A 22,014-nucleotide genomic window follows, 5' to 3' on the forward strand; every position below is an offset into this window, starting at 1 on the left:
TCCACGTACGCCCAGTACGAGGACGATCCTCCGCCTTGCGATGCACCGCACCAGACGCCCCAGGCTATCCGCGAAGATCCGCCGGACACGCCCTAGCCGAACCAGGAACGTCGTCGCTTCCCGGCGCTGTCGCCCCCGGCACGGCCTGCCCTGCGCTTGTAACGGGAGTGGAGGCGGTGCGCCTCCTCCGCGAGCGGGTTTGTGTACCCAGATCTGCTGGGGATGCGGGGGATGAGTTCGGCGAGCATCGCCGCGGCTCGTGCGGGATCACCCGACTCGCCGACACTGCGGGAGTGTTGGAGTACGAATTCCGGGCCCATGTCGCTCTTCATGACCGCCCGATTGAGCGGGATCAGCTCGTCGAAGAGGCGTGCGGCCGTCTCGTAGTCCTTGGCGGAGTACGCGGCGTGGGCCGCGAGGCGGTGTGCTTCCCAGCGGATGGGGTCGTCCTCGGGCAATCCCCTGGTGAGGTCGGGCAACAAGGGTTCGAGGAAGGCGTGTCGGGCCGCCTCGACGTCGGTGGTCACCTTGGGGTCGCACCGGCCCAGAGCCAGTGAAGCGCGGGCGCGCAGGGTGACCGGATCATAGGGGCCCAGGACGCGCGTCGACAGGTCGATGAGCTCTTTGAGTTCCGGGAAGACCGGCCTCTCACCCCTGGACGCGCCGGCGCCGAGGATGGTCACCCGGGCCTCGATGGTGCGCCTGTCCTCCGCGCCGAAGACCCTGGCCAGTTTGGGGATGATGCGGGTCAGACCGGCGTGGTCGGGCACCCCTCTGGCCCGTACGAGCATGGCTTCCGTGGTGATTCGATGGTCCGGTCCCAACTCCCGTTGCGCCTCCGGGATCAGGGTGTCCAGGAGTTCAAGGAACTCCACCCTGTCTGAGTCCGGGGGCAGCGCCATGATCTGGTCGAGCCTGCGGCGCAGGGTGGCGCGGACCGGGTCGGGGTCGGCAGCAGGGGCGGGGGCCAGGAGTGTCGGCGGGTACGCGGGGGCGGGGGGTGCGGCGACCACCGTGAGGGTCGGCGCTCCCCCGGTCAGCAGTTCCAGGCGGCGGGCCACCTCCTGGGCGTGGGCGGGGCGGTCGGTGGGATCCTTGGCCAGCAGGTCGAGGACCAGGCGGTCGGCCGCCGGGGGCAGGCCTGGGCGTATCGCGCTCGGGAGGGGCGGCTGCGTGTGTGCGTGCTGGGCGTACAGCTCGTGCAACTCCCGCCCCAGGTACGGGAGTTGACCCGTCCACAGCTCCATGAGGACGCAGCCGAGGGAGTAGAGGTCCGCGCGGCCGTCGACCGGACCTCCGTGCCAGCGCTCCGGGGCCATGTACTGCAAGGAGCCGATCATTCCCCCCTCGCCGGTGAGGGCGGTCTGAGCGCTGTCCTGACGCTTGGCGATGCCGAAGTCCAGGACCTTGACTGTGCCCGTCCCCGTGACGACCACATTCGCGGGCTTGATGTCGCGGTGCACGATGCCCGCGTCGTGCGCTGCAGCCAGGGCTCCGCACATCTGGCGCGCCCAGTCGACGGACACGTCGAAGGGCGGGAGGCCCTGCTCGATGACGTGGGTCAGGTCGGTGCCGGGAACCAGCTCCATGACCAAGTAGACCAACAGCCGCCCATCCCAGTCGACTTGGCCGACATCATGGATCATCGCGATGTTCGGGTGCGAGAGGGCTCCGGCCAGCTCCGCCTCCCGCACGAAGCGCCGCGCGGCGTCCTCGGTGTCCGGAAACCCTGTCTTCACCGCGACCGCGCGATTGATGCGCTGATCGAGCGCACGCCAAGCCGTGCCGAACCCGCCCTGTCCCAGCTTGGATTCGAGCCGGTAGCGACCCTCCAGGAGGTCCCCCGCGCGCACCATGCCACCCCCAGCACCGCACCCGTTACGAGATCTTCGCGACATAGTGTCAGACGCGCGTGCCGAAGAGGAAGCGGGTCACCGCCGGGGTCCGGGCGGCGCTGAAGCTGGCGTCCGGGTGACGCCGGCGCCCGGTAGCGACCCTGGTGTTTCTACTACTGATCTTTTCGTAAGTTCGGTGGGTGTGGTGGCTGTGTGGGTGGGAGGCTGTCGGGGTGGCTTGTCAACCTTCGCCCTCTGCGGCTGGTTCCTCCCTTCTTCGCTTGTCGCGGCCTGAGTTGGCGGATGACCGGCCGGCTCGGCTGGAGCCGACCCCGATCGCGGGGCCCGCCTGTGTTTCCATCTCAAGCCCGGCAGCTACGACACCGCCGGGCTCATCGAGGTCCTGGAGCGGATGAAGGTGTTCCACCGCGGCGAGCGGGTGGTCCTGGTCCGGGACGGCCTGTCCGCCCACTGGAGCCGGGCGATGCGAGCCTGGGCCGCCGAACAGGACCGGCCGGCCCTGGAACGGCTGCCCGCCTACGCTCCCGAGCTGAACCCGGTGGAACTGCCGTGGTCCTTCCTCTCCCACACCGGCTTGACCATCCGCCCACCAACCAAGCGAACTTACGAAAAGTTCAGTAGTAGACAGGTTCTTATCAATTTGTGGTGGCACGGTGGTGCCCGCCACAGCGGTCGACACCCGATCACAGGCCCGCGGTAATTCCGGCCCCGGTGCCTGGGCGACTCCGTCAGGCCTCCGTCACCTTGCCCGCGCTGACCTCGATTCGGCGGTCCGTCCTTACGGAGCTCAGCATCCGGCGGTCGTGGGTCACCAGGAGCAGGGTTCCCTCGTACGAGTCGAGTGCCGACTCCAATTGTTCGATCGCCGCGAGGTCCAGGTGGTTCGTCGGTTCGTCCAGGACCAGGAGGTTCACTCCGCGGCCCTGGAGCAACGCCAGGGCCGCGCGGGTGCGTTCGCCCGGGGAGAGCGTCGTCGCCGGGCGCAGTACGTGGGCCGCCTTGAGGCCGAACTTGGCCAGCAGCGTGCGGACTTCGGCCGGTTCCGTGTCCGGGACCGCCGCGCAGAACGCGTCGAGCAGCGTCTCCGGGCCGTGGAACAGCGCGCGGGCCTGGTCGACCTCGCCGACCACCACGCCCGAGCCGAGCGAGGCCGCGCCCTCGTCGGGTGAGAGCCGTCCGAGGAGGAGCGCCAGCAGGGTGGACTTGCCCGCGCCGTTCGCGCCGGTGATGGCGATCCGGTCCGCCCAGTCGATCTGGAGCGAGGCGGGTCCGAAGTGGAAGTCGCCGCGCCGGACTTCGGCGCCGTTCAGGGTCGCGACCACCGAACCGGAACGCGGCGCCGAGGCGATCTCCATCCGGAGTTCCCACTCCTTGCGGGGCTCGTCGACGGCCTCGGCGTCCAGGCGTTCGATCTGGCGCTGGGTCTGGCGGGCCTTCGCCGCCTGCTTCTCCGTGGACTCGGAGCGGAACTTGCGGCCGATCTTGTCGTTGTCCGTGGCCTTGCGGCGCGCGTTCTTGACGCCCTTGTCCATCCAGGAGCGCTGCATCTGGGCCCGGCCCTGGAGCGCCGAGCGCTTGTCGGCGTACTCGTCGTACTCCTCGCGGGCGTGCTGCCTGGCCCGCTCGCGCTCTTCGAGATACGCCGCGTAGCCGCCGCCGAAGAGGTTCACCTGCTGCTGGGCCAGGTCGAGTTCGAGGACCTTGGTGACGGTGCGGGTCAGGAACTCGCGGTCGTGGCTGACGACGACCGTGCCCGCGCGGAGGCCGGTGACGAAGGATTCGAGGCGTTCGAGTCCGTCGAGGTCGAGGTCGTTGGTCGGCTCGTCCAGGAGGAAGACGTCGTAGCGGGAGAGCAGCAGGGACGCCAGGCCGGCACGGGCGGCCTCACCGCCGGAGAGGGCGGTCATCGGCTGGTCGAGGCCGACGGTCAGACCGAGGGACGCGACCACTTCCTCCGCGCGCTCGTCGAGGTCGGCGCCGCCGAGTCCGAGCCAGCGCTCCAGGCCGGCGGCGTACGCGTCGTCCGAACCGGGCGCGCCGTCGACCAGGGCCTCGGTGGCCGCGTCGAGGGTGGCCTGGGCGTCGGCGACGCCCGTACGCCGCGCGAGGAAGCCCCGCACGGATTCGCCGGGGTGCCGCTCGGGCTCCTGCGGGAGGTGGCCGACGGTGGCGGTGGGCGGGGACAGGCTCAGCGCCCCGTCCTCGGGGGTGTCGAGCCCGGCGAGCAACCGGAGCAGGGTCGACTTCCCAGCTCCGTTGACCCCGACGAGACCGATCACGTCACCGGGCGCGACGACGAGGTCGAGTCCCGCGAAGAGTGAGCGGTCGCCGTGGCCTGCGGCGAGATTCTTGGCGACGAGAGTGGCAGTCATCAGACCGTCGATTCTAGGTCGTGTCTTCGAAGTAGCGCCGTCCGCCTGCAAGGCGGGGCCCGACTTCGAAGACACGGCCTGGGGGGGCGCGGGAGTTGCGCCGGTGGTCAGAGGAGGCCCGCCAGTTTGTAGAGGGCCAGGCTGCCGGCGACGGCGACATTGAGGCTGGCGCCCGTGCCGAGCATGGGGATTTCCACGCAGGTGTCCAGCAGGTCCAGGGCTTCGGGTGGGATGCCGTGCTGTTCGTGGCCGAGGACCATCACGGTGGGCTGCCGGGCGGCGGGCAGGTCCGCCAGGCGTACCGCTTCGTCGGCCAGCTCGACCCCCACGACGCGCGCCCCGCGCTCCCGCTGCCTGGCGAGCCAGCCGAGCGGGTCGCCCGTCCAGTGGACGCACAGGGGTCTGCGCAGGGTGTTGCCGCGTGCGAGCGCCTCCGGGACCCAGGAGAAGCGCGGCAGGGCGAGGCAGGCGCCGACCGCGTCGCAGGTGCGGGCGAGGGTGCCGAGGTTGGCGCCGTGCAGGGGCCACAGCGGCGCGGCGTAGAGATGGTCCCAGCAGGAGTGGGCGCGTGGGCGGCGGCTGCGGCGCAGTTCGCCGGGGGTGCGGGGGCGGATCGCGGTCATCGGCGCGAGGAGGCCGGCCTCCGTGGCTGTGGGTTCATGTCGTACGGCGATTCGCGGCTCGCCGGGGCCATCGTCGGTCGATCGGTACCGGAACGAGCTTCGCCGCCCGGCCACCGGGCTGTCCACCGGATTACCCCTCCGTCAGGCAACTGTCTGACGGAGGGCGCCGTCCGGTGCGTACGCTCGCGAGGCATGGATGACACCGTGATCGTGGTCGGTGGCGGCGTCGTCGGGCTGACGACCGCCGTCGTGCTCGCCGAGCGGGGCCGACGCGTCCGCGTGTGGTCGCGGGACCCCGCCCCGCGCACCACGTCGGCGGTGGCGGGCGCGCTGTTCTGGCCGTACCGGATAGAGCCCGCCGCGCGGGTCGACCCCTGGTCCCTGCGGTCGTTGCGCGAGTACGTGGCGCTGGCGCGCGATCCCGCGGCGACGGGCGTACGCGTGGCGGCGGGGCTGATGACCGGCACCGCGCTGAGCGGGCTGGGGAGTTGGGCCGCCGAACTCCCCGAGCTGCGGGAGGCACGTCCCGACGAGTTGCCGGACGGGTGCGCCCAGGCGCTGCGCGGCCGGCTGCCGCTGATCGACATGCCCGCGCATCTGCGGTACTTGGAGGAGCGGCTGCGCGCCGCCGGCGGGAGCGTGGAGCGGCGTACGGCCGGCTCTCTGGAGGAGCCGGCCGCGCAGGCCCCCGTCGTGGTCAACTGCTCGGGTCTCGGCGCCCGTGAACTGGTGCCGGACGCCTCGGTGTTCCCCGTGCGCGGGCAGCTCGTGGTGGTCGAGAACCCGGGGATCGAGGAGTGGCTGGTGTCGGCCTCCGGGGACGCGGCCGGTACGTCGTACCTCTTCCCGCAGCCGTTCGGGCTGATTCTCGGCGGCACCGCCGAGGACCACGCGTGGGACACGCGCCCCGACCCGGCGACCGCCGCCGCCATCGTGGAGCGCTGCGCCGCGTTCCGGCCGGAGGTGGCGGGCGCGCGGGTGCTCGCGCACCGGGTGGGGCTGCGCCCCGCGCGGGCGCGGGTACGGGTCGAGGCGGTCCAACTGCCGGGCGGCACACGGCTGGTGCACAACTACGGTCATGGCGGCGCGGGCGTCACCGTGGCGTGGGGCTGTGCGGAGGAGGCCGCCCGGCTGGCGGGGTGAACCCGCCGGGCGGCCCCCGTACGCACCGGCCGGATCAGCGTGGCGCCGACTTCTCCGTCGTGCTTCCGGTCGGCTCGTCCTCCGGCGTCGGGCCGATCTGGATCTCGAAGTCGCCGTCGTACTGCTGGTGACCGGCGATGACGGCCGACTCCACGACCTCGACTCCCCGCTCGCCGCGGACGATCTGCGCGTCGCGGCGCAGGTCGCGCATCAGCGCCACACACATCCCGATCATGACGAGCGCGAACGGCGCGGCCACCAGGATGGTCAGATTCTGGAGCCCTTGCAGCGCGTCGCCCTGGCCGTTGCCGACGAGCAGCATCACCGCGGCGACGGCGCCGGTCAGCACACCCCAGAAGACGATCACGTACTTGCTCGCTTCGAAGTGGCCCTTCTGGGAGAGGGTGCCCATCACGATCGACGCGGCGTCGGCGCCGGAGACGAAGAAGATGCCGACGAGGATCATTACCAGCAGGCTGGTGACGGTGGCGATCGGGAAGTCCTGGAGCAGTGCGAAGAGCTGGCCCTCGGGCGTCGCCTCCTTCGTGAGCCGGCCCTTGTCCTCCTGGAGCCTGATGGCCGATCCGCCGAAGATCGCGAACCAGATCAGGCTGACGGTGCTCGGTACGAGGATGACGCCGCCCACGAACTGACGGATCGTCCGGCCGCGGCTGATGCGTGCGATGAACATGCCGACGAAGGGCGTCCAGGAGATCCACCAGGCCCAGTAGAAGACCGTCCAGCTCCCCAGCCACTCGGCGACTCCCCGGCCGCTGCTGGCCTCGGTGCGGCCCGCCATCTGGGCGAGGTCGCCGAAGTAGGACGCGATCGACGTCGGCAGCAGGTCGAGCACGAAGACGGTCGGACCGAGGATGAACACGAACAGGGCCAGCATCAGCGCCAGCACCATGTTGGTGTTGGAGAGCCACTGGATGCCCTTCTCGACGCCCGAGACCGCCGAGGCGACGAACGCCAGGGTCAGGACGGCGATGATGGCGACGAGGAGCCCGGTGCTGACGGAGTCGAGCCAGTTCAGCTCGGTGAATCCGCTGCCGATCTGGAGCGCGCCGAGGCCCAGCGAGGCGGCCGAGCCGAAGAGCGTCGCGAAGATGGCGAGGATGTCGATGACGCGTCCCGTGGTGCCGTACGCGTGCTTCTCTCCGATGAGCGGCACGAAGACCGCGCTGATCGTCTGGCGGCGCTTGCGCCGGAAGGTGCTGTACGCGATGGCGAGACCGACCACCGCGTAGATGGCCCAGGGGTGCAGGGTCCAGTGGAACAGCGTGGTGGCCATGGCCGTCTCGGTGGCCGCCGCCGCGTCCGGGGGGTTGGTGCCGGGGGGCGGGTCGGTGAAGAAGGTGAGCGGTTCGTTCACGCCGAAGAACATCAGGCCGATGCCCATGCCGGCGCTGAACATCATCGCGACCCAGGAGATGGTCCTGAACTCGGGCTTCTCACCCTCGTCACCGAGGGTGATCTTGCCGTACCGGCTGATCGCCAGCCAGAGGGCGAAGACGACGAAGCCCGAGGCCACCAGGACGAAGGCCCAACCACCGTTGTGGATGAGGCCGGAGAGCATGGAGCTGGACGCGTCCTCCAAGGAGTCGGTGCCGACGGAGCCCCAGATGACGAAGGCGAGCGTGAGGACGGCGGTGACACCGAACACGACCCGGTCGGTCTGGGGGTGTTGGGATTCCTGGGGGTGGCCCGGCTCGCCGGTCATGACCGGCGGGGGACCTCCTTCGGCTCCCGACTTCTCTGCGTCCTTCGGCACGGGCAACACCTTTCGGGGTTTCGCGGAGCATGCGCCGGGGCTGCGTTCCGCCTCAGCGCATGTGACCTGGGTCTCTTTCTATCAACAAGTCGTCACGGGTTGTCCGACGGTGAGGTGGTAGGTGGCGCGACCGTCGAGGAGAAGCGGGATGAGTTTGCGCTGGGACTGACGCAGCGGCACGAAGGCGCCGTCACCGCGCGAGGGCAGGGCCTTGACGCCGTGCAACGCCAGTTCGTCCTTCACATCCGCGTACTGGGTGGCGTCGAGCCGGTACCCGCAGGGCGGGTTCTCCAGGGTGTCCTCGGGGGTCGCGGGCTCGTTGTCGCCGCCGCCGAGGTAGACGGTGCCGTGGTCGAGCAGTCCGGCGGTGCGGGAGAGCGCGGTAGCGGCGGCGATCTGTACGCGGCGCTCGTCGGCGTAGCCGAACAGGCCCTTCAGGGAGTCGAGTTGGCTGTCGACCCGGCGCCGGTGGTTCAGCGACGGGTCGTTCTCCTCGGCCTCGGACTTGGGATCGACACGGCTCTCGATGAGCAGGCCGACGGAGTGCTTGACGCCGGAGGCGTTGCGAAGAATGCGCTCCTGGCCGTCGCCCGCGGTCTGTCTGATCGGGTCGCCGGTGACGGGGTCGGTCCAGATGCCGTAGGTGCCGATGGAGTGGTCGCCGTCGCGGGCGGCCGGGCGTACGTACGCCTCCGACAGGGTCTGGGCCTCCTTGTGCACCCGCGACGAGGTGTTGAGGTTGCGCGGCCAGAGGTCGAAGAGGTCCTTGTCGTAGTACGGCGGGGTGGCCCCGTACTCGTGCAGGTCGTAGATGACGTCGGGCTCGCGGTCGCGCGTGAGGGCGGCCATGGTGCGGCCCTCCGCCGTCTTGAGCGCGATGTGGTCGCGGTTGATGTCGACGCCGTCGGAGTTGCCGCGGGTGTCGGCGGCGCGGCCGTCGGGGTTGGCGGTGGGGACGACAAGGACGCTCGTACGGTCCAGGAAGCGCTTCGTCGCGCGGTCCTTGGGATAAGCCAGGTCGCGGACGGTGGTGAGGCAGGCCTCCCGGCCCGACGGCTCGTCACCGTGCTGGCTGCAGATGAGCAGCAGGCTGGTCACCGAGCGCTTGTTGCCCAGCTCGACGAGGTTGAGCGGGCGGCCCTGCTTGGTGGTGCCTATGGTGCTGACGGTGACTCCGTCGCCGCCTCGGTCGACGGCGGCGAGGAACTCCTGCTCCTGCGCCAGGGTCGTCCAGTCGGCGCCGCCGTTCTCTTCGAAGCCCGTACGGGGCGGTGTGTCGGCCGGGGCTGCGGTGACGGCCGACGAGGGAAGTGCGGTGAGGGGAACGACGAGGGCGGCTGCCGCCACCGACAGGACGAGCGTGCGAATCCGGGACGTCATCAGGTGCGGTCTCCGAGGCTCGGCGGGGCGGCCCGAAGAACGGATGCCCCGTGAACGGAATTCCCTTGGTGCGGAAACGTACTCCGGTGAACAACGGTGCGACAGAGGGCTGTCCGCGATCAGCCGGATGTCGGGGAATGCGCGCCGTCCCTGCTGAGGCGGGTGTACGAGCTCCAGGGAGCGCTCTCTGCGTGGAGGGGGCAGCGGATACCCTGTACCGGTCCCGGCTGCCCGTACGGTCATCCGTCCCCCGCCGCCGGGTCCGTCCAGAGCGTGGACGTCGCCCGTTCGACCGGAATGTCCACCGGCCGGAACAGGGCCGTGCCCAGCCGCGCGGCCACCGAGGAGGAGCACCCGCCTTGCCCGAGCAGTCACCTGGGTCCCGGCCCACACTGGAAGCCGTCGCGGCACGTGCCGGCGTCTCCCGGGCCACCGCGTCCCGGGTCGTCAACGGCGGTGCCGGGGTGCGGCAGCCGCTCGTCGACAAGGTGCTGCGGGCCGTGGAGGAACTGGGGTACGTGCCGAACCACGCGGCCCGCACGCTGGTGACCCGGCGGACCGGCGCGGTCGCGGTGATCATCGCCGAGCCGGAGATCCGGATCTTCTCCGACCCGTTCTTCTCGCAGCAGATACGCGGCATCAGCAAGGAACTGACCGCCCACGACACCCAGTTGGTACTGCTCCTGCTCGAAGGCCCCGGCGACTTCGAACGGATCGCCCGCTATCTGGCGGGCGGCCATGTCGACGGCGCCCTCGCCTTCTCGCTGCACATCGACGACCCGCTGCCGGCGATCATCCGCCGGTCGGGGACGCCGACGGTCTACGGCGGCCGGCCGAGCTGGACGTCGGCCCCCAGCGATCAGGGCGTGCCGTACGTGGACGCCGACAATCGCGGCGGCGCGCGGGCGGCCGTGCAGTATCTGCGCGATCTCGGGCGCGAGCGCATCGCGCACATCGCGGGTCCGCGCGACCAGACCTCGTCCACAGACCGGCTCGACGGCTACCGCGACGTACTCCTGGACGCCGACCCCGCCCTGATCACCGAGGGCGAGTTCACGGTGGAGAGCGGCGCGCGGGCGATGAAGGACCTGCTGGACCGACGGCCCGACCTGGACGCGGTGTTCGCGGCCAACGACCTGATGGCGTCCGGTGCGCTGCGGGTGCTGCGCGAGCGCGGAATCGCGGTGCCCGACGAGGTGGCGCTGGTCGGTTTCGACGACATGGTGTCCATCGCCGAGGACACGGATCCGCCGCTGACCACGATCCGGCAGGACGTGGAGGGGCAGGGCCGGCTGATGGCCAGGCTGCTGCTGCGCGGGCTCGACAAGGACAGCGAGGAGACGCGGGCGCCCGCGTCTGTGATCACGCCGACGACGCTGGTGCGGCGGGCCTCGGCCTGAGAGTCGTCTCGGGCCGGGACCCGCCGCGGGTGGGGGGTGGGCGAGGTCGCCGGTCGTGGTGACCTCGGGTGCGATCAGCCGGTGGTGCTCGCCGTGGAGCGGGCGGGCACCGTGAGCGTCGTGCCGTCCGAGAAGGTGACCGTCTGCTCCGTCGACGCGAAGTTGTGCGCGGCGTATGTGCTCACCCCGCCCTTGGTGAAGACGGCCGAGGTCGGGATCGACCCGGTCACGGTCGGGTCGGGGGCGCCGACCGCGTCGAGGGTGCCGATCCAGTGGTGGACATGGGCCTTGGACTCGCCCGCCTCCGGGGACAGGGCAGCCTGGCCCGCGTCCCACTTGGCCTTGGCCCCCGCCGGGTCGGAGATCGCCTCGAACTCCCAGAGGATGTCGCGCCATTCGACGGCGGGCCCGCCGTTCTGCTCCTCCATCTCGGCGATGTTGCGGCCGATGGCCTCCTTCTCACGGCCCAGATGGAGTGAACCCCCGGTCACGGGAAGGACGTTGATGCCGTGGATCTCCTCGGGGTTCGCGGTCCACCAGGTGGAGTACGCGCCGCCGCTCCCCCACACCATGCCGACCGTGCCGCGCGCGAACTCGGCCGGGAAGACCTCCTGGTCGGCGTCGAACCAGTACTGGCCGATCGCCTCCGACTCGGTGGCCAGCAGATACGAACCCAGGTCACGCAGCTCGTCGTTGCCCGTCGCCGAGCCCCAGAGGACCAGTCCCGCGCTGAGGTTGACGGACTCCGACGACGACTCCTGGTTGTTGCCCGCGGCGAAGCCCTGGTGTCCGGAGGCCCAGCTGTGGCCCGCGTACACGTCGAACCCGCGCAGGAACGGGAAGTCGCTGTCCGTCCGGCTCGGGTTGGCCGCGTCGCGTACCAGCGTCTCGACCATGCCGCCCCAGGCGGACTCGGCGGCCCACGCCTGGTCGTACTGGGCGACGATCGCCGCGGCGTAGACGTAGTAGCTGTAGTGGAAGTGGTGGTCGTTGAGTTCGGTGTCGCTGCCGTACGAGGCGGGGTAACCGGTCAGCGTCTTCCAGTCGTTGTCGTAGCTGAACTCACTGGCGCCGCCCGCCGTGAACCATTCCTCCAGACGGCCCTTGAGCAGATCCACGATCTTGTCGCGCGTCGCGGTCTCGCCGATCTGGTCGGCGATCGGGGCCAGTTGGGCGAGCCGGCCGAGCGCCTTGCCCGTCCAGTAGGTGTCCGTGGCGCCCGAGAACGGGTCGCCGGCGTTCACCACCTCGTCCAGCTGCGCCTTGAGCGCGGCCGTGTCGACCCCGCTGGACTCCGGCAGCGCGGGCAGCACACCGGATGCCTGCTGGCGGGTGGTGAAGGTGGTGGACTCGCGCACCTTCATCGTGCCGCGCGGTGACACATAGGTGTACGGGGTGAGTTCGTCGCTCGTGTTGAGCCACTGGTGCCGGTAGAGGGCCTGGAGCGTGCCCTTCTCGGTGCCCTCCTGGGGCTCGGTGGTGAGGGTGTACGTCGCCTGGACGTCGCCGCCCTCGCTGTTCCAGCTCGTCGTGGAGCCGGTGACGAAGCTGAAGGCGTACTTGGCGTAGGTCGCGAGCGCGTCCTCGGAGGGCAGGAGCGCGAGCGAGAAGTAGTCCTTGTCGCCGAGTCCGGCAGTGACGGTGGAGCCCGAGACCGACCAGTCGCTGCCGGTCGGCGCGAAGAGCGCGTAGTGGTGTCCGGCGACGGTGATGCCGAGGACGTTGCCGTCGTCGGAGAAGACGGTGGGGGCCGACGCGGTGGTGATGCTCGCGTCGCCGCCCGAGCCCTTGGCGTACACGTAGGGCATGCCGTGGCCGATGGTGGTCCGCAGGGTGCGGGTGCCGTCGGACCAGTAGGGCGTGACGGTCCAGTCGGACCAGTCGTCGGCCTTGGTGTCGGCGGAGTTGAGGCCGGTGAGGCCCAGGGTGAGATCGGCCTTGTGCGCGTACTCGTACTGCCGTCCGTCACCCACGATGGCGGGGGTCGTCGGGTAGCCGACCTCCAGCCCGCCCGCGGTCGCCTGGTAGGTGAGGGGGTGGCCGTACATCGGGGTGGAGTACGGGTTGTCGCCGTACCGCTGATAGGCGAGCGACGTCCACCAGTCGTTGGTGGGCACCGGCCTGTCCTTGGCCTGCTCGGTCAGCTTGGGCGTGACGGGGGCGCCCACGTTGTTGGTGGGGCCCGACGTGCCCGCGGGGCGGGTGTCGGAATAACTGCCCGAGCCGACGGGGATGTTCGCGGCCGACGCGGGACCGGCGGCGGGCCCAAGTCCTACGGCGGCCACGGCGGTGACCAGAACCAGCACCGAGGCGGGTCTGGAGCGGGAGGTGGGCATGGACGGCACCTCGAAGTCATGGGGGGAAGGAAGTCCGAGAGCGCTCTCAGACGTAAAGGAACGTAAAACTCCTGAAACCTGAGTGTCAATAGAGCGGACGCAGAAGGCAGTTGGGCATCGGTGGAGGGGTTCTGCGTTCGAGTCTTGACGGAATGAGCGGTTGCTAGCTGCTCCGGGGGTCCGGGGTGAGCGCCACCGGTCCGAGCCGGGAGCCCCGGAGTTGGGCGACCACGACCGTGGCGTCCCACTCCTCGGAGGTCACCACTCGCGGGGCGAGGCCGGCGGCCCTGACCGTGGCGACCGCGCCCGGGACCTGGCGCTGGCTCGTCTCGAAGAGCAGATGGCCGCCGGGCGCCAGCCAGTCCGGCGCCCGCGCGGTCACGCGCCGCAGGACGTCCAGCCCGTCGGCGCCGCCGTCGAGAGCCACCAGCGGCTCGTATTCGCGCGCCTCGGACGGCAGGAGGGGGACCTCTTGGGTCGGTACGTACGGCACGTTGGCGAGGAGGATGTCGATACGGCTCCGAAGGCCGTCCGGCAGGGCGTCGAAGAGGTCCCCTTCGAGGACGGTGCCGCCCTGCGCGAGATTACGGCGGGCGCAGGCGACGGCCGACGGGTCGATGTCGGAGGCGTACAGCTCGACGGGCTGGCGCGCGGTCGCGAGCAGCGCGGCGCCGAGCGCGCCGGAGCCGCAGCAGAGGTCGACGACGACGGCGGGCCGTCCGGCGGGGGCCTGATGGATCAGGGCGGTCGCCTGTCGCACCAGGAACTCCGTACGGCGCCGGGGGACGAAGACCCCGGTGTCGACGGCGATCCGCAACCCGTGGAACTCGGCCCAGCCGACGACATGCTCCAGGGGCTGCCCGGCAGCCCGGCGGCTCACCATGTCGGCGAGCCCGGCGGGGCTGTCGGCGGCGGAGACCAGGAGCCGTGCCTCGTCCTCGGCGAAGACGCAGCCGGCGGCGCGGAGGGTGGTGACGACGGAAGAGAGTGAGGGTGTTGCCGACATGGAAACCTTTCGGGGCGCTTCACGGGCGCTCCCGCGGTCTCAGCCTGTCGGACGGACCGCGCGGCCGTGAGTGGAGAGCACCCGGCCTGACACTGCGGTAATGGGTCCCACCTCCTCGGTCGTGCGTGCGTGCTTCTGCGTAGGTCGGGTCACAGTACCCCACGGGTGCCGGCGGGGCGCGGGGCCGGTGGTCATCGCGATGCTCGGTCCCCCCGCAACAGTTCGGTGTGCGGATGCCGGCGGATCTCCACGGAGTGGTCGACCGCCCGCGAGAGGTCGAACGACGAGCAGACGGGATCCGTCGCGTCGCGCCACCGCTCGTGGTACGCGGCGCAGATTTCACATCCGGGCACCGGGGGGACAAGTTCCGGTGCGACGCGTAGCGCCCTCGCCCGTAGAGTCGGAGTGACCAAGAAGACGGTTGAACGATGGCTCTCCGACCCATCCAGGATGCCGCACCAGCAGACCCGGGACGACGTGGCGGAGTTGTTGGGAGTGAGTGCCGACGTGCTGTGGCCCAGGGCGATTCGGAGTTCCGTGAAAACCGGGCCCGACCGGGAGATCGTCGCGGCCTACCCGTACCGCAACGCCTGTCCGACATCGGTGTGGGCGCGTCTTATTGACGGTGCGTCGACGAACATCACCTTCGCCGGATACACCAACTACTTTGTGTGGCAGGAGCATCCGCGGCTACGGGAACGGCTGACCGCGAAAGCCGCTTCCGGGTGCGGCGTTCGTTTCCTCGTGGGCGATCCGGATTCCGAGGTCACCCGGCGCCGGGAAGCGGTTGAAGGAGTCCCCCTCACCGTCGGCACGCGCATCCGCATCACCCTGGACGCCCTGAGCAAGATCGACGGCGGCGCGGGAGTCGACGCCCGGTTCTCCGACGACCACATCGCGTTGAGCGTCTTCATCTTCGACGACGAGATGCTGGTGACGCCGCACCTTTCGAGCCTCCTCGGACACGAGTCACCGATGCTGCGTCTCCGGCGTCTCGGGGACGACGGTCTCTACGACCGCTTCGCCGGGCACGTGGCGGCGCTCTGGGAGGCCGGACGCCCCATCCCGGCCCTGACGGGCTGAGTCCGCAGGTACTCGCGGTTCTCGTCCGTCTTTCGCAGTAGTGGTGAGACAGCAATACTGTCGGCATGGACACAGAGGCCGGAACGGAGAGCGCCGCGTCCCAGGAGCCGACGCTCACCGTCGACGAGCTGGCCGCCCGCGCCGGTGTCACCGTGCGTACCATCCGCTTCTACAGCACCCGCGGGTTGCTGCCTCCCCCGGTGATCGGCCCCCGCCGCGTCGGCCGCTACGGCCGGGACCATCTCTCGCGGCTCGCGCTCATCGAGGAGCTTCAGCACCAGGGCATGACCCTCGCGGCCATCGAGCGGTATCTGGAGCAGCTGCCGCCGGATCTGAGCGCGCACGACCTGGCGATCCACCGGGCACTGGTGGCGACCTGGGCGCCGGACTCGGCCGAGGACGCGACGCGGGCCGAGCTGGAGCGACGCGCCGGGCGGGTCCTGTCCGGCGAGGACGTGGACCGGCTCGCGGCGATGGGCGTGCTGGCGCACGCCGACTCCCCCGGGCACTACCGGCTCGATCCGGGCCTGCTGCGCCTCGGCGTCGAGCTGCTCGACGTGCCCATCGCGCACGAGACGATCCTCGCCGCCCGTACGGTCCTGCTGGAGCACACCCGCTCGGCCGCGCACGAGCTGTCGCGCCTCTTCCGGGATGAGGTGTGGAATCCGTACGAGGAGAGCGAGCCCGATCCGGAGCGGGTGGCGGCCATGAAGTCGCTGTCCGCCCATATGCAGCCGATGGTCGTGCAGGCGCTGGTCACCGCGTTCCAGCGGTCGCTGAAGGAAGAGCTGCGGGCCGCGTTCACCGACGGGTGAGACGGCCCGCGGTTCAGGCCCCTACGCGTCGTGGTACGTCTCGCCCCGCTCCGCCTTCGCCACCAGCGACGCGGGCGGCGTGAACCGCTCCCCGTACGTCCCCGCCAGCTCACGCGCCCGCGCGACGAAGCCGGGCAGGCCGCCCTCGTACCCGTTGATGTACTGGAGGACGCCGCCGGTCCAGGCCGGGAAGCCGATGCCCATGATGGAGCCGATGTTGGCGTCGGCGACCGTCGTCAGGACGTTCTCCTCCAGGCAGCGCACGGAGTCCAGCGCCTCCGAGAAGAGCATGCGCTCCTTCAGATCGGTGAACGGCACGTCCACGTCCGCCTTCGTGAAGTGCTCGCGCAGACCCGGCCAGAGGCCGACGCGGCTGCCGTCATCGGCGTAGTCGTAGAAGCCGGCGCCGCCGCCTCGTCCCGGGCGGCCGAAGTCGTCCACCATGCGGTCGATGACCGCGTCCGCCGGGTGCGGGGTCCAGGTGCCGCCCGCCTCCTCGGTCGAACGCCGCGTCTCGTTACGGATCTTGCGCGGCAGGGTGAGCGTCAGCTCGTCCATCAGGGAGAGGACCTTGGCCGGGTAGCCCGCCTGGGCCGCCGCCTGCTCGACGGACGCGGGCTCGATGCCCTCGGCGACCATCGCGACGCCCTCGTTGATGAACCGCCCGATCACGCGCGAGGTGAAGAAGCCACGGGAGTCGTTGACGACGATCGGCGTCTTCTTGATCTGCCGTACCAGGTCGAAGGCGCGCGCGAGCGCTTCGTCGCCGGTCTTCTCGCCCTTGATGATCTCCACGAGCGGCATCTTGTCGACGGGTGAGAAGAAGTGCAGCCCGATGAAGTCCAGCGGCCGGGTGACGCCGTCGGCGAGGGCCGTGATGGGCAGCGTCGAGGTGTTGGAGCACAGCAGCGCGTCGGGCTCGACCACGTCCTGGATCTCCTGGAAGACCCGGTGCTTGAGCGCCGTGTCCTCGAAGACCGCCTCGATCACGGCGTCGCAGCCCGCGAGGTCGGCCACGTGGCCGGTGGGCGTGATCCGCGCGAGCAGCGCGTCGCGGTCGGCCTCGGTCGTACGGCCCCGGGAGACCGCCTTGGCCAGCAGCTTCTCCGAGTACGCCTTGCCCTTGGCCGCCGCCTCGGCCGTGACGTCCTTGAGGACGACGTCGATCCCGGCGCGGGCGCAGGAGTAGGCGATGCCCGCGCCCATCATCCCGGCGCCGAGGACGGCGACCTTGCGCACCGGGCGCTTGTCGATGCCCTGGGGGCGGCTGGCGCCGGAGTTGACCGCCTGGAGGTCGAAGAAGAACGCCTGGATCATGTTCTTGGCGGTCTGCCCGGTGACCAGCTCGGTGAAGTACCTGGCCTCGATGGTCTGCGCGGTCTCGAAGTCGACCTGTGAGCCCTCGACGGCGGCGGCCAGGATGTTCTGCGGGGCGGGGTAGGGCGCGCCGCCGGTCTGTTTCCTGAGATTGGCCGGGAAGGCGGGAAGGTTCGCGGCGAAGCGGGGGTTGGAGGGCGTACCGCCGGGGATCTTGTAGCCCTTGACGTCCCAGGGCTGCGCCGACTCGGGGTGGGCGTCGATGAACGCGCGCGCCCTGTCGAGCATCTCCTCGGTGGTGGCGGCGACTTCATGGACGAGGCCGTTCTCCAGCGCGCGGCGCGGCGAGTACTGGGTGCCCTGGAGCAGCACCTTGAGCAGCGCGTCGGAGATGCCGAGGAGCCGTACGGTACGGGTGACGCCGCCGCCCGCAGGCAGCAGGCCGAGCGTGACCTCGGGCAGGCCGATCTTCGAGCCGGGCGCGTCGAGCGCGATCCGGTGGTGGCAGGCGAGGGCGATCTCGTAACCGCCCCCCAGGGCCGCGCCGTTGATGGCCGCGACGACGGGCTTGCCGAGCGTCTCGATGGTGCGCAGGGCGCGCTTGACCGCGAGACTCACGTCGAACGCCTGCTGGGCGTCGCCAGGACCGATCTTGATCATGTCCTTGAGGTCTCCGCCGGCGAAGAAGGTCTTCTTGGCGGAGGTGACGATGATGCCGCGGATGCTGTCCTTCTCGGCCTCCGCGCGTTCCGCGACGGCGGCGACGGAGGTCCGGAATGCCTGGTTCATGGTGTTGGCCGACTGGGCGGGGTCGTCGAGGACAAGGGTGACGACGCCTGTCCCGTCCTGCTCCCAGCGGATGGTGGTGGACTCGCTCATGCGGCTGCTCCGTAGAGATGCGTGGGGTGTTGGCCCGTGCGGAGGGGGACGGTCAGAGGCGTTCGACGATGGTGGCGACTCCCATGCCGCCGCCGACGCAGAGCGTGGCGAGGCCGTACCGCTTGTCCTGGCGCTCCAGTTCGTCCACGAGGGTGCCGAGGATCATCGCGCCGGTGGCGCCGAGCGGGTGACCGAGGGCGATGGCGCCGCCGTTGACGTTGACCTGGTCCAGGGAGAGCCCCATCTCCGCGACGTAGCGCAGCACGACGGCGGCGAACGCCTCGTTGATCTCCACGAGATCGATGTCGCCGATGGTCAGCCCGGCCTTGGCGAGTGCCTTGCGGCTGGCGGGCGCGGGGCCGGTCAGCATGATCGTGGGCTCGGAGCCGGACACGGCGGCCGAGACGATCCGGGCACGGGGCCGCATGCCGTACCGCTCGCCGGTCTCCTTCGAGCCGATCGCGACGAGGGAAGCGCCGTCCACGATGCCGGAGGAGTTGCCCGCGTGGTGGACGTGGTCGATCTTCTCGACCCAGTGGTACTTCTGGAGCGCCACCGCGTCGAATCCGCCGAGCTCGCCGATCTGCGCGAAGGAGGGCTTGAGGGAGGCGAGCGAGTCGGCCGTGGTGCCGGGGCGCAGGTGTTCGTCGTGGTCGAGGACGGTGAGTCCGTTGACGTCGAGTACGGGTACGACGGAGCGGGCGAACCGGCCGTCCTTCCAGGCCGCCGCCGCGCGCTCCTGCGACAGCGCGGCGAACTCGTCCACGTCACGCCGGGTGAACCCGCCGATGGTGGCGATCAGGTCGGCGCTGATGCCCTGGGGGGCGAAGCCCGTACGGATGTTGGTCATCGGGTCCATCGCCCAGGCGCCGCCGTCGGAGCCCATCGGGACGCGTGACATCGACTCGACACCGCCGGCCAGGACCAGGTCCTCCCAGCCCGAACGGACCTTGGCGGCAGCCAGGTTGACGGCTTCGAGACCGGAGGCGCAGAAGCGGTTCTCCTGGACGCCGGCGACGGTGTCGGGCAGTCCGGCGGCGACGGCGGCGGTCCGCGCGATGTCGGAGCCCTGGTCGCCGAGGGGGCTGACGACGCCGAGAACGACATCGTCGACCGCCGCCGGGTCGAGACCGGGGAACCGGTCGCGGATCTCGTGGATCAGACCGACGACGAGATCGATCGGCTTGGTGCCGTGAAGGGCACCGTTGGCCTTGCCGCGACCGCGCGGGGTGCGGATCGCGTCGTACAGATACGCTTCGGTGCTCACGTCAGCGGCCTTTCGTCAGTCGTTGGAGGTGCTGGTCCCCGCGGTGCCCGGGGTGGCGCTTCGGATGCTCGGTACGTCCCAGTCGTCGGCGATCGACTCGGTGTCCGCCCCCGGCAGCGCGGGCGCGCTCCGTACGGAGGTGGGCGTGGCCGAGAAGCGCGGCGCGGGGGCCGGCTGGGTGATGCCCGCGTGGTCGGTGAAGGTGCCGCGGGCCGCGAGATGCGGGTGGGCGGGGGCCTCGCGCAGCGACAGTACGGGCGCCACGCAGGCGTCGGACTCCTCGAAGACGGCCGTCCACTCGGCGCGGGTCTTCTCCTTGAAGCGGGCGGTGATCGCCGCCTTCAGTCCGTCCCAGCGGGCGAAGTCCTTACGGGCGGGGACATCGTCCTTGATGCCGAGCAGCTCGATGAACTCGTTGTAGAACCGCTGCTCCAGCGCGCCGACGGCCATGTATTCGCCGTCCGCCGTCTCGTAGTTGCCGTAGAAGGGGGCGCCGCCGTCCAGCAGGTTCGCGCCTCGCCGGTCCTGCCAGCCGCCGGCCGCCGTCATCGCGTGGATCATCGTGGTCAGATGCGCGGCGCCGTCGACGATCGCCGCGTCCACGACCTGGCCGGCGCCGCCGGGGGTCCGTGCGTGCTGAAGGGCGGCGAGGACACCGATGACGAGGTAGAGCGAGCCGCCCGCGTAGTCGCCGACGAGGTTGGCGGGGACGGTGGGCGGCCGGTCCGCCTCGCCGAACATCGACAGCGTGCCCGTGACGGCGATGTAGTCGATGTCGTGTCCGGCGCGCTGCGCGAGCGGGCCTTCCTGGCCCCAGCCGGTCATCCGGCCGTACACCAGCCGGGGGTTGCGGGCGAGGCAGTCGTCAGGGCCGATGCCGAGGCGTTCGGCGACCCCCGGCCGGTAGCCCTCGATGAGGACGTCGGCGCGTTCGACGAGGTCGAGGAGCTGGGCGGGTCCGCCGTCGGCCTTGAGGTCGAGGAGTACGGAGCGTTTGTTGCGGTTCATGAGGTCGTACCGTGGGTCGATCCCGAGCCCCGCGCCGCCCGGCCGGTCGACCCGTACGACGTCGGCGCCGAGGTCGGCCAGGTGCATGGCGGCGAACGGGCCGGGCCCGATACCGGCCAGCTCGACCACCCGTACGCCCGCCAGCGGGCCGTGCGCGCCCGGTCCTTCGGAGCGGCGGCCGTTCGCTGTCGCTGTCATGGTGAGCCCCCAGCAGTGTGACACCAACGATGTAACAGCAATGATGTTAGAAACGCCCACCGCTCCGCACAAGCCCCGCCGGGGCCGCTCGGCAAGCAAGCGCTTGTTCTCCTTCGATGGTCGCAGACTTCCACGAAATGACGTCCCGCGCGGACACCCGTGGCGGACACCCGCACCCGTGTGGCGCCCGGCACGGGTCACCCCCTCCCCCGGCCGGTGGTGCCAGGCGCTAGCCTTCGGGCCCGACAGCGGCCCGGCTCGACGGCGAGGACTGGATGAACAGGCAGAACGGCGCAGAACGCCCGTACCACATAGTGCTCTTCGGGGCGACAGGCTTCGTCGGAACGCTCACGGCCGAATATCTCGCCCTGACCGCGCCTGCGAGCTGCCGATGGGCGATAGCGGGCCGCGACCGGGCCAGGCTGGAGAAGCTGCGGGCCCGGCTGGCCGGCATCGCCCCGCACTGCGCGGACCTTCCGCTGCTGGTGGCCGACTCCACCGATCCGGCGTCCCTGCGCTCGCTCGCCGAGTCCACGCAGGTGCTCGCCACGACCGTCGGCCCGTACGTCTGGCACGGGGAGGGCCTTGTCGCCGCCTGCGCGGAGGCCGGGACGGACTACGCGGACATCTCAGGGGAGACGGAGTTCGTCGACCGGATGTATGTGGCGTACGAGGACCGGGCCCGGCAGACCGGGGCGCGGCTGGTGCACGCCTGCGGGTTCGACTGCGTACCGCACGATCTGGGCGCGTACTTCACGGTCAAGCAGCTGCCCGCGGATGTGCCGCTGCGGATCGACGGGTTCGTCCGCACCAACGCGTTCTTCTCCGGCGGGACCCTCGCCACGGCCCTGAACGCGCTCAGCCGCGGCCGGCAGAGCATGGAGGCGGCGAAGCTGCGGCGGCTGCACGAGCCCCGGCTGGTCGGGCGGCGGGCCGTCGGGCCGCTGGGCACGCCGCACTTCAGCAAGGAGACGGGCCTCTGGGCGCTGCCGCTGCCCACGCTGGACGCGCGGGTGGTGGCACGCTCGGCGGCGGCGCTGCCCCGGTACGGCCCCGACTTCCGCTACCGGCACTTCGCCGGCGTCAAGACGCTGCCGGTCGCACTGGGCGGCACGGTGGCGGCGGGTACGGGCGCCGCGCTGGCGCGGATACCGGCGGTGCGGCGGGCTCTGATGAACCGCTTCGAGCCGGGCACCGGGCCTGACCAGGCACGCAGGAGCGGCAGTTGGTTCACGGCGCGGTTCGTGGGCGAGGGCGGCGGGCGCAGGGTGTTCACCGAGGTCTCGGGCGGCGACCCGGGTTACGACGAGACGGCGAAGATGCTGGCGGAGGTGGCGTTGAGTCTGGCCTTCGACGATCTTCCCAAGACGTCGGGGCAGGTCACGACGGCCGCCGCGATGGGTGACGCGCTACTGGAACGGCTGCGGTCGGCCGGGATGGTCTTCCGGGTCGCGCACTCACGCTAGGGCGTGTTGTGAAAGTCCCGTCTGGCTCACGACGCCTGGCACGCGCGCTCGCCGCGTTGTCGGAGTCATCCAAGTACGTCCAGTACGAGGA

At 70.8% G+C, this 22,014-nt stretch carries 16 protein-coding genes; 6 read left to right on the forward strand and 10 right to left on the reverse strand.

The window, feature by feature from the left end; translation table 11 throughout:
* Window positions 1–92: 92 nt before the first annotated feature.
* Complete coding sequence (locus tag ACFWV8_RS36025) at window positions 93–1,856, reverse strand: protein kinase (protein ID WP_384214307.1); 1,764 nt, start codon at window positions 1,854–1,856, stop codon at window positions 93–95.
* A 373-nt stretch (window positions 1,857–2,229) separates the two neighbouring features.
* On the opposite strand from ACFWV8_RS36025, the gene ACFWV8_RS36030 reads away from it, so the two are divergent.
* Window positions 2,230–2,556: a transposase gene (locus ACFWV8_RS36030; RefSeq protein ID WP_384214349.1), complete on the forward strand. Its 327-nt coding sequence runs from the start codon at window positions 2,230–2,232 to the stop codon at window positions 2,554–2,556.
* 28 nt (window positions 2,557–2,584) lie between these two features.
* Here the strand turns inward: ACFWV8_RS36030 and ACFWV8_RS36035 are convergent, their stop codons facing one another.
* Window positions 2,585–4,228 carry an ABC-F family ATP-binding cassette domain-containing protein gene (locus ACFWV8_RS36035; RefSeq protein WP_384214309.1) on the reverse strand — a complete coding sequence of 548 codons (1,644 nt, stop codon included), beginning with the start codon at window positions 4,226–4,228 and terminating at the stop codon, window positions 2,585–2,587.
* A gap of 107 nt (window positions 4,229–4,335) precedes the next feature.
* On the reverse strand, window positions 4,336–4,851 hold the full coding sequence (locus ACFWV8_RS36040; protein WP_384214311.1) for a TrmH family RNA methyltransferase: 516 nt from the start codon (window positions 4,849–4,851) through the stop codon (window positions 4,336–4,338).
* 192 nt (window positions 4,852–5,043) lie between these two features.
* On the opposite strand from ACFWV8_RS36040, the gene ACFWV8_RS36045 reads away from it, so the two are divergent.
* Window positions 5,044–5,994 (forward strand): FAD-dependent oxidoreductase, encoded by a 951-nt coding sequence (locus tag ACFWV8_RS36045; protein ID WP_384214313.1) that lies wholly within the window; start codon window positions 5,044–5,046, stop codon window positions 5,992–5,994.
* 34 nt (window positions 5,995–6,028) lie between these two features.
* Here the strand turns inward: ACFWV8_RS36045 and ACFWV8_RS36050 are convergent, their stop codons facing one another.
* Window positions 6,029–7,717 carry a BCCT family transporter gene (locus ACFWV8_RS36050; RefSeq protein WP_384214351.1) on the reverse strand — a complete coding sequence of 563 codons (1,689 nt, stop codon included), beginning with the start codon at window positions 7,715–7,717 and terminating at the stop codon, window positions 6,029–6,031.
* A gap of 132 nt (window positions 7,718–7,849) precedes the next feature.
* The gene (locus ACFWV8_RS36055; RefSeq protein WP_384214315.1) at window positions 7,850–9,148 is read right to left on the reverse strand and encodes a M14 family metallocarboxypeptidase; all 1,299 of its coding nucleotides are present in this window, start codon (window positions 9,146–9,148) and stop codon (window positions 7,850–7,852) included.
* A gap of 359 nt (window positions 9,149–9,507) precedes the next feature.
* Here ACFWV8_RS36055 and ACFWV8_RS36060 point away from each other — a divergent pair, with 359 nt between their 5' ends.
* Window positions 9,508–10,548 (forward strand): LacI family DNA-binding transcriptional regulator, encoded by a 1,041-nt coding sequence (locus tag ACFWV8_RS36060; RefSeq protein WP_384214317.1) that lies wholly within the window; start codon window positions 9,508–9,510, stop codon window positions 10,546–10,548.
* A gap of 74 nt (window positions 10,549–10,622) precedes the next feature.
* Here the strand turns inward: ACFWV8_RS36060 and ACFWV8_RS36065 are convergent, their stop codons facing one another.
* Together ACFWV8_RS36065 and ACFWV8_RS36070 are read right to left on the reverse strand one after the other, a co-directional pair.
* Window positions 10,623–12,884 (reverse strand): glycosyl hydrolase, encoded by a 2,262-nt coding sequence (locus ACFWV8_RS36065; protein WP_384214321.1) that lies wholly within the window; start codon window positions 12,882–12,884, stop codon window positions 10,623–10,625.
* Between the two features lie 163 nt (window positions 12,885–13,047).
* Window positions 13,048–13,890 carry a putative protein N(5)-glutamine methyltransferase gene (locus ACFWV8_RS36070; protein WP_384214325.1) on the reverse strand — a complete coding sequence of 281 codons (843 nt, stop codon included), beginning with the start codon at window positions 13,888–13,890 and terminating at the stop codon, window positions 13,048–13,050.
* 537 nt (window positions 13,891–14,427) lie between these two features.
* On the opposite strand from ACFWV8_RS36070, the gene ACFWV8_RS36075 reads away from it, so the two are divergent.
* Window positions 14,428–14,973, forward strand: a complete 546-nt coding sequence (locus ACFWV8_RS36075; protein ID WP_384214330.1) for a hypothetical protein — start codon at window positions 14,428–14,430, stop codon at window positions 14,971–14,973.
* Window positions 14,974–15,038: 65 nt separating this feature from the next.
* Window positions 15,039–15,788 carry a MerR family transcriptional regulator gene (locus ACFWV8_RS36080; protein WP_384214333.1) on the forward strand — a complete coding sequence of 250 codons (750 nt, stop codon included), beginning with the start codon at window positions 15,039–15,041 and terminating at the stop codon, window positions 15,786–15,788.
* A 21-nt stretch (window positions 15,789–15,809) separates the two neighbouring features.
* Here the strand turns inward: ACFWV8_RS36080 and ACFWV8_RS36085 are convergent, their stop codons facing one another.
* Genes ACFWV8_RS36085 through ACFWV8_RS36095 form a run of 3 tightly spaced genes read right to left on the reverse strand, consistent with a single transcriptional unit; the run spans window position 15,810 to window position 20,457 of the window.
* Window positions 15,810–17,984, reverse strand: coding sequence for a 3-hydroxyacyl-CoA dehydrogenase NAD-binding domain-containing protein (locus ACFWV8_RS36085; protein ID WP_384214337.1), 2,175 nt, complete (start codon window positions 17,982–17,984; stop codon window positions 15,810–15,812).
* Between the two features lie 52 nt (window positions 17,985–18,036).
* A complete protein-coding gene (locus tag ACFWV8_RS36090) occupies window positions 18,037–19,251 on the reverse strand; it encodes an acetyl-CoA C-acetyltransferase (RefSeq protein WP_384214340.1) in 1,215 nt (404 codons plus the stop codon).
* 15 nt (window positions 19,252–19,266) lie between these two features.
* A complete protein-coding gene (locus ACFWV8_RS36095) occupies window positions 19,267–20,457 on the reverse strand; it encodes a CaiB/BaiF CoA transferase family protein (RefSeq protein ID WP_384214342.1) in 1,191 nt (396 codons plus the stop codon).
* A 275-nt stretch (window positions 20,458–20,732) separates the two neighbouring features.
* On the opposite strand from ACFWV8_RS36095, the gene ACFWV8_RS36100 reads away from it, so the two are divergent.
* Entirely contained in the window at window positions 20,733–21,923 is a 1,191-nt protein-coding gene (locus ACFWV8_RS36100) for a saccharopine dehydrogenase family protein (RefSeq protein ID WP_384214345.1), read from the forward strand.
* Window positions 21,924–22,014 lie beyond the last annotated feature (91 nt).

This window comes from Streptomyces sp. NPDC058665, assembly GCF_042714995.1.
GTDB lineage: Bacteria > Actinomycetota > Actinomycetes > Streptomycetales > Streptomycetaceae > Streptomyces.

What these genes read in the sequence shown, in the direction of transcription:
- ACFWV8_RS36025 (WP_384214307.1), bottom strand. Translation starts at nt 1,856, where the DNA reads ATGGTGCGCGCGGGGGACCTCCTGGAGGGTCGCTACCGGCTCGAATCC.
- ACFWV8_RS36035 (WP_384214309.1), bottom strand. Translation starts at nt 4,228, where the DNA reads ATGACTGCCACTCTCGTCGCCAAGAATCTCGCCGCAGGCCACGGCGAC.
- ACFWV8_RS36040 (WP_384214311.1), bottom strand. Translation starts at nt 4,851, where the DNA reads ATGACCGCGATCCGCCCCCGCACCCCCGGCGAACTGCGCCGCAGCCGC.
- ACFWV8_RS36045 (WP_384214313.1), top strand. Translation starts at nt 5,044, where the DNA reads ATGGATGACACCGTGATCGTGGTCGGTGGCGGCGTCGTCGGGCTGACG.
- ACFWV8_RS36050 (WP_384214351.1), bottom strand. Translation starts at nt 7,717, where the DNA reads ATGACCGGCGAGCCGGGCCACCCCCAGGAATCCCAACACCCCCAGACC.
- ACFWV8_RS36055 (WP_384214315.1), bottom strand. Translation starts at nt 9,148, where the DNA reads ATGACGTCCCGGATTCGCACGCTCGTCCTGTCGGTGGCGGCAGCCGCC.
- ACFWV8_RS36065 (WP_384214321.1), bottom strand. Translation starts at nt 12,884, where the DNA reads ATGCCCACCTCCCGCTCCAGACCCGCCTCGGTGCTGGTTCTGGTCACC.
- ACFWV8_RS36070 (WP_384214325.1), bottom strand. Translation starts at nt 13,890, where the DNA reads ATGTCGGCAACACCCTCACTCTCTTCCGTCGTCACCACCCTCCGCGCC.
- ACFWV8_RS36080 (WP_384214333.1), top strand. Translation starts at nt 15,039, where the DNA reads ATGGACACAGAGGCCGGAACGGAGAGCGCCGCGTCCCAGGAGCCGACG.
- ACFWV8_RS36085 (WP_384214337.1), bottom strand. Translation starts at nt 17,984, where the DNA reads ATGAGCGAGTCCACCACCATCCGCTGGGAGCAGGACGGGACAGGCGTC.
- ACFWV8_RS36095 (WP_384214342.1), bottom strand. Translation starts at nt 20,457, where the DNA reads ATGACAGCGACAGCGAACGGCCGCCGCTCCGAAGGACCGGGCGCGCAC.
- ACFWV8_RS36100 (WP_384214345.1), top strand. Translation starts at nt 20,733, where the DNA reads ATGAACAGGCAGAACGGCGCAGAACGCCCGTACCACATAGTGCTCTTC.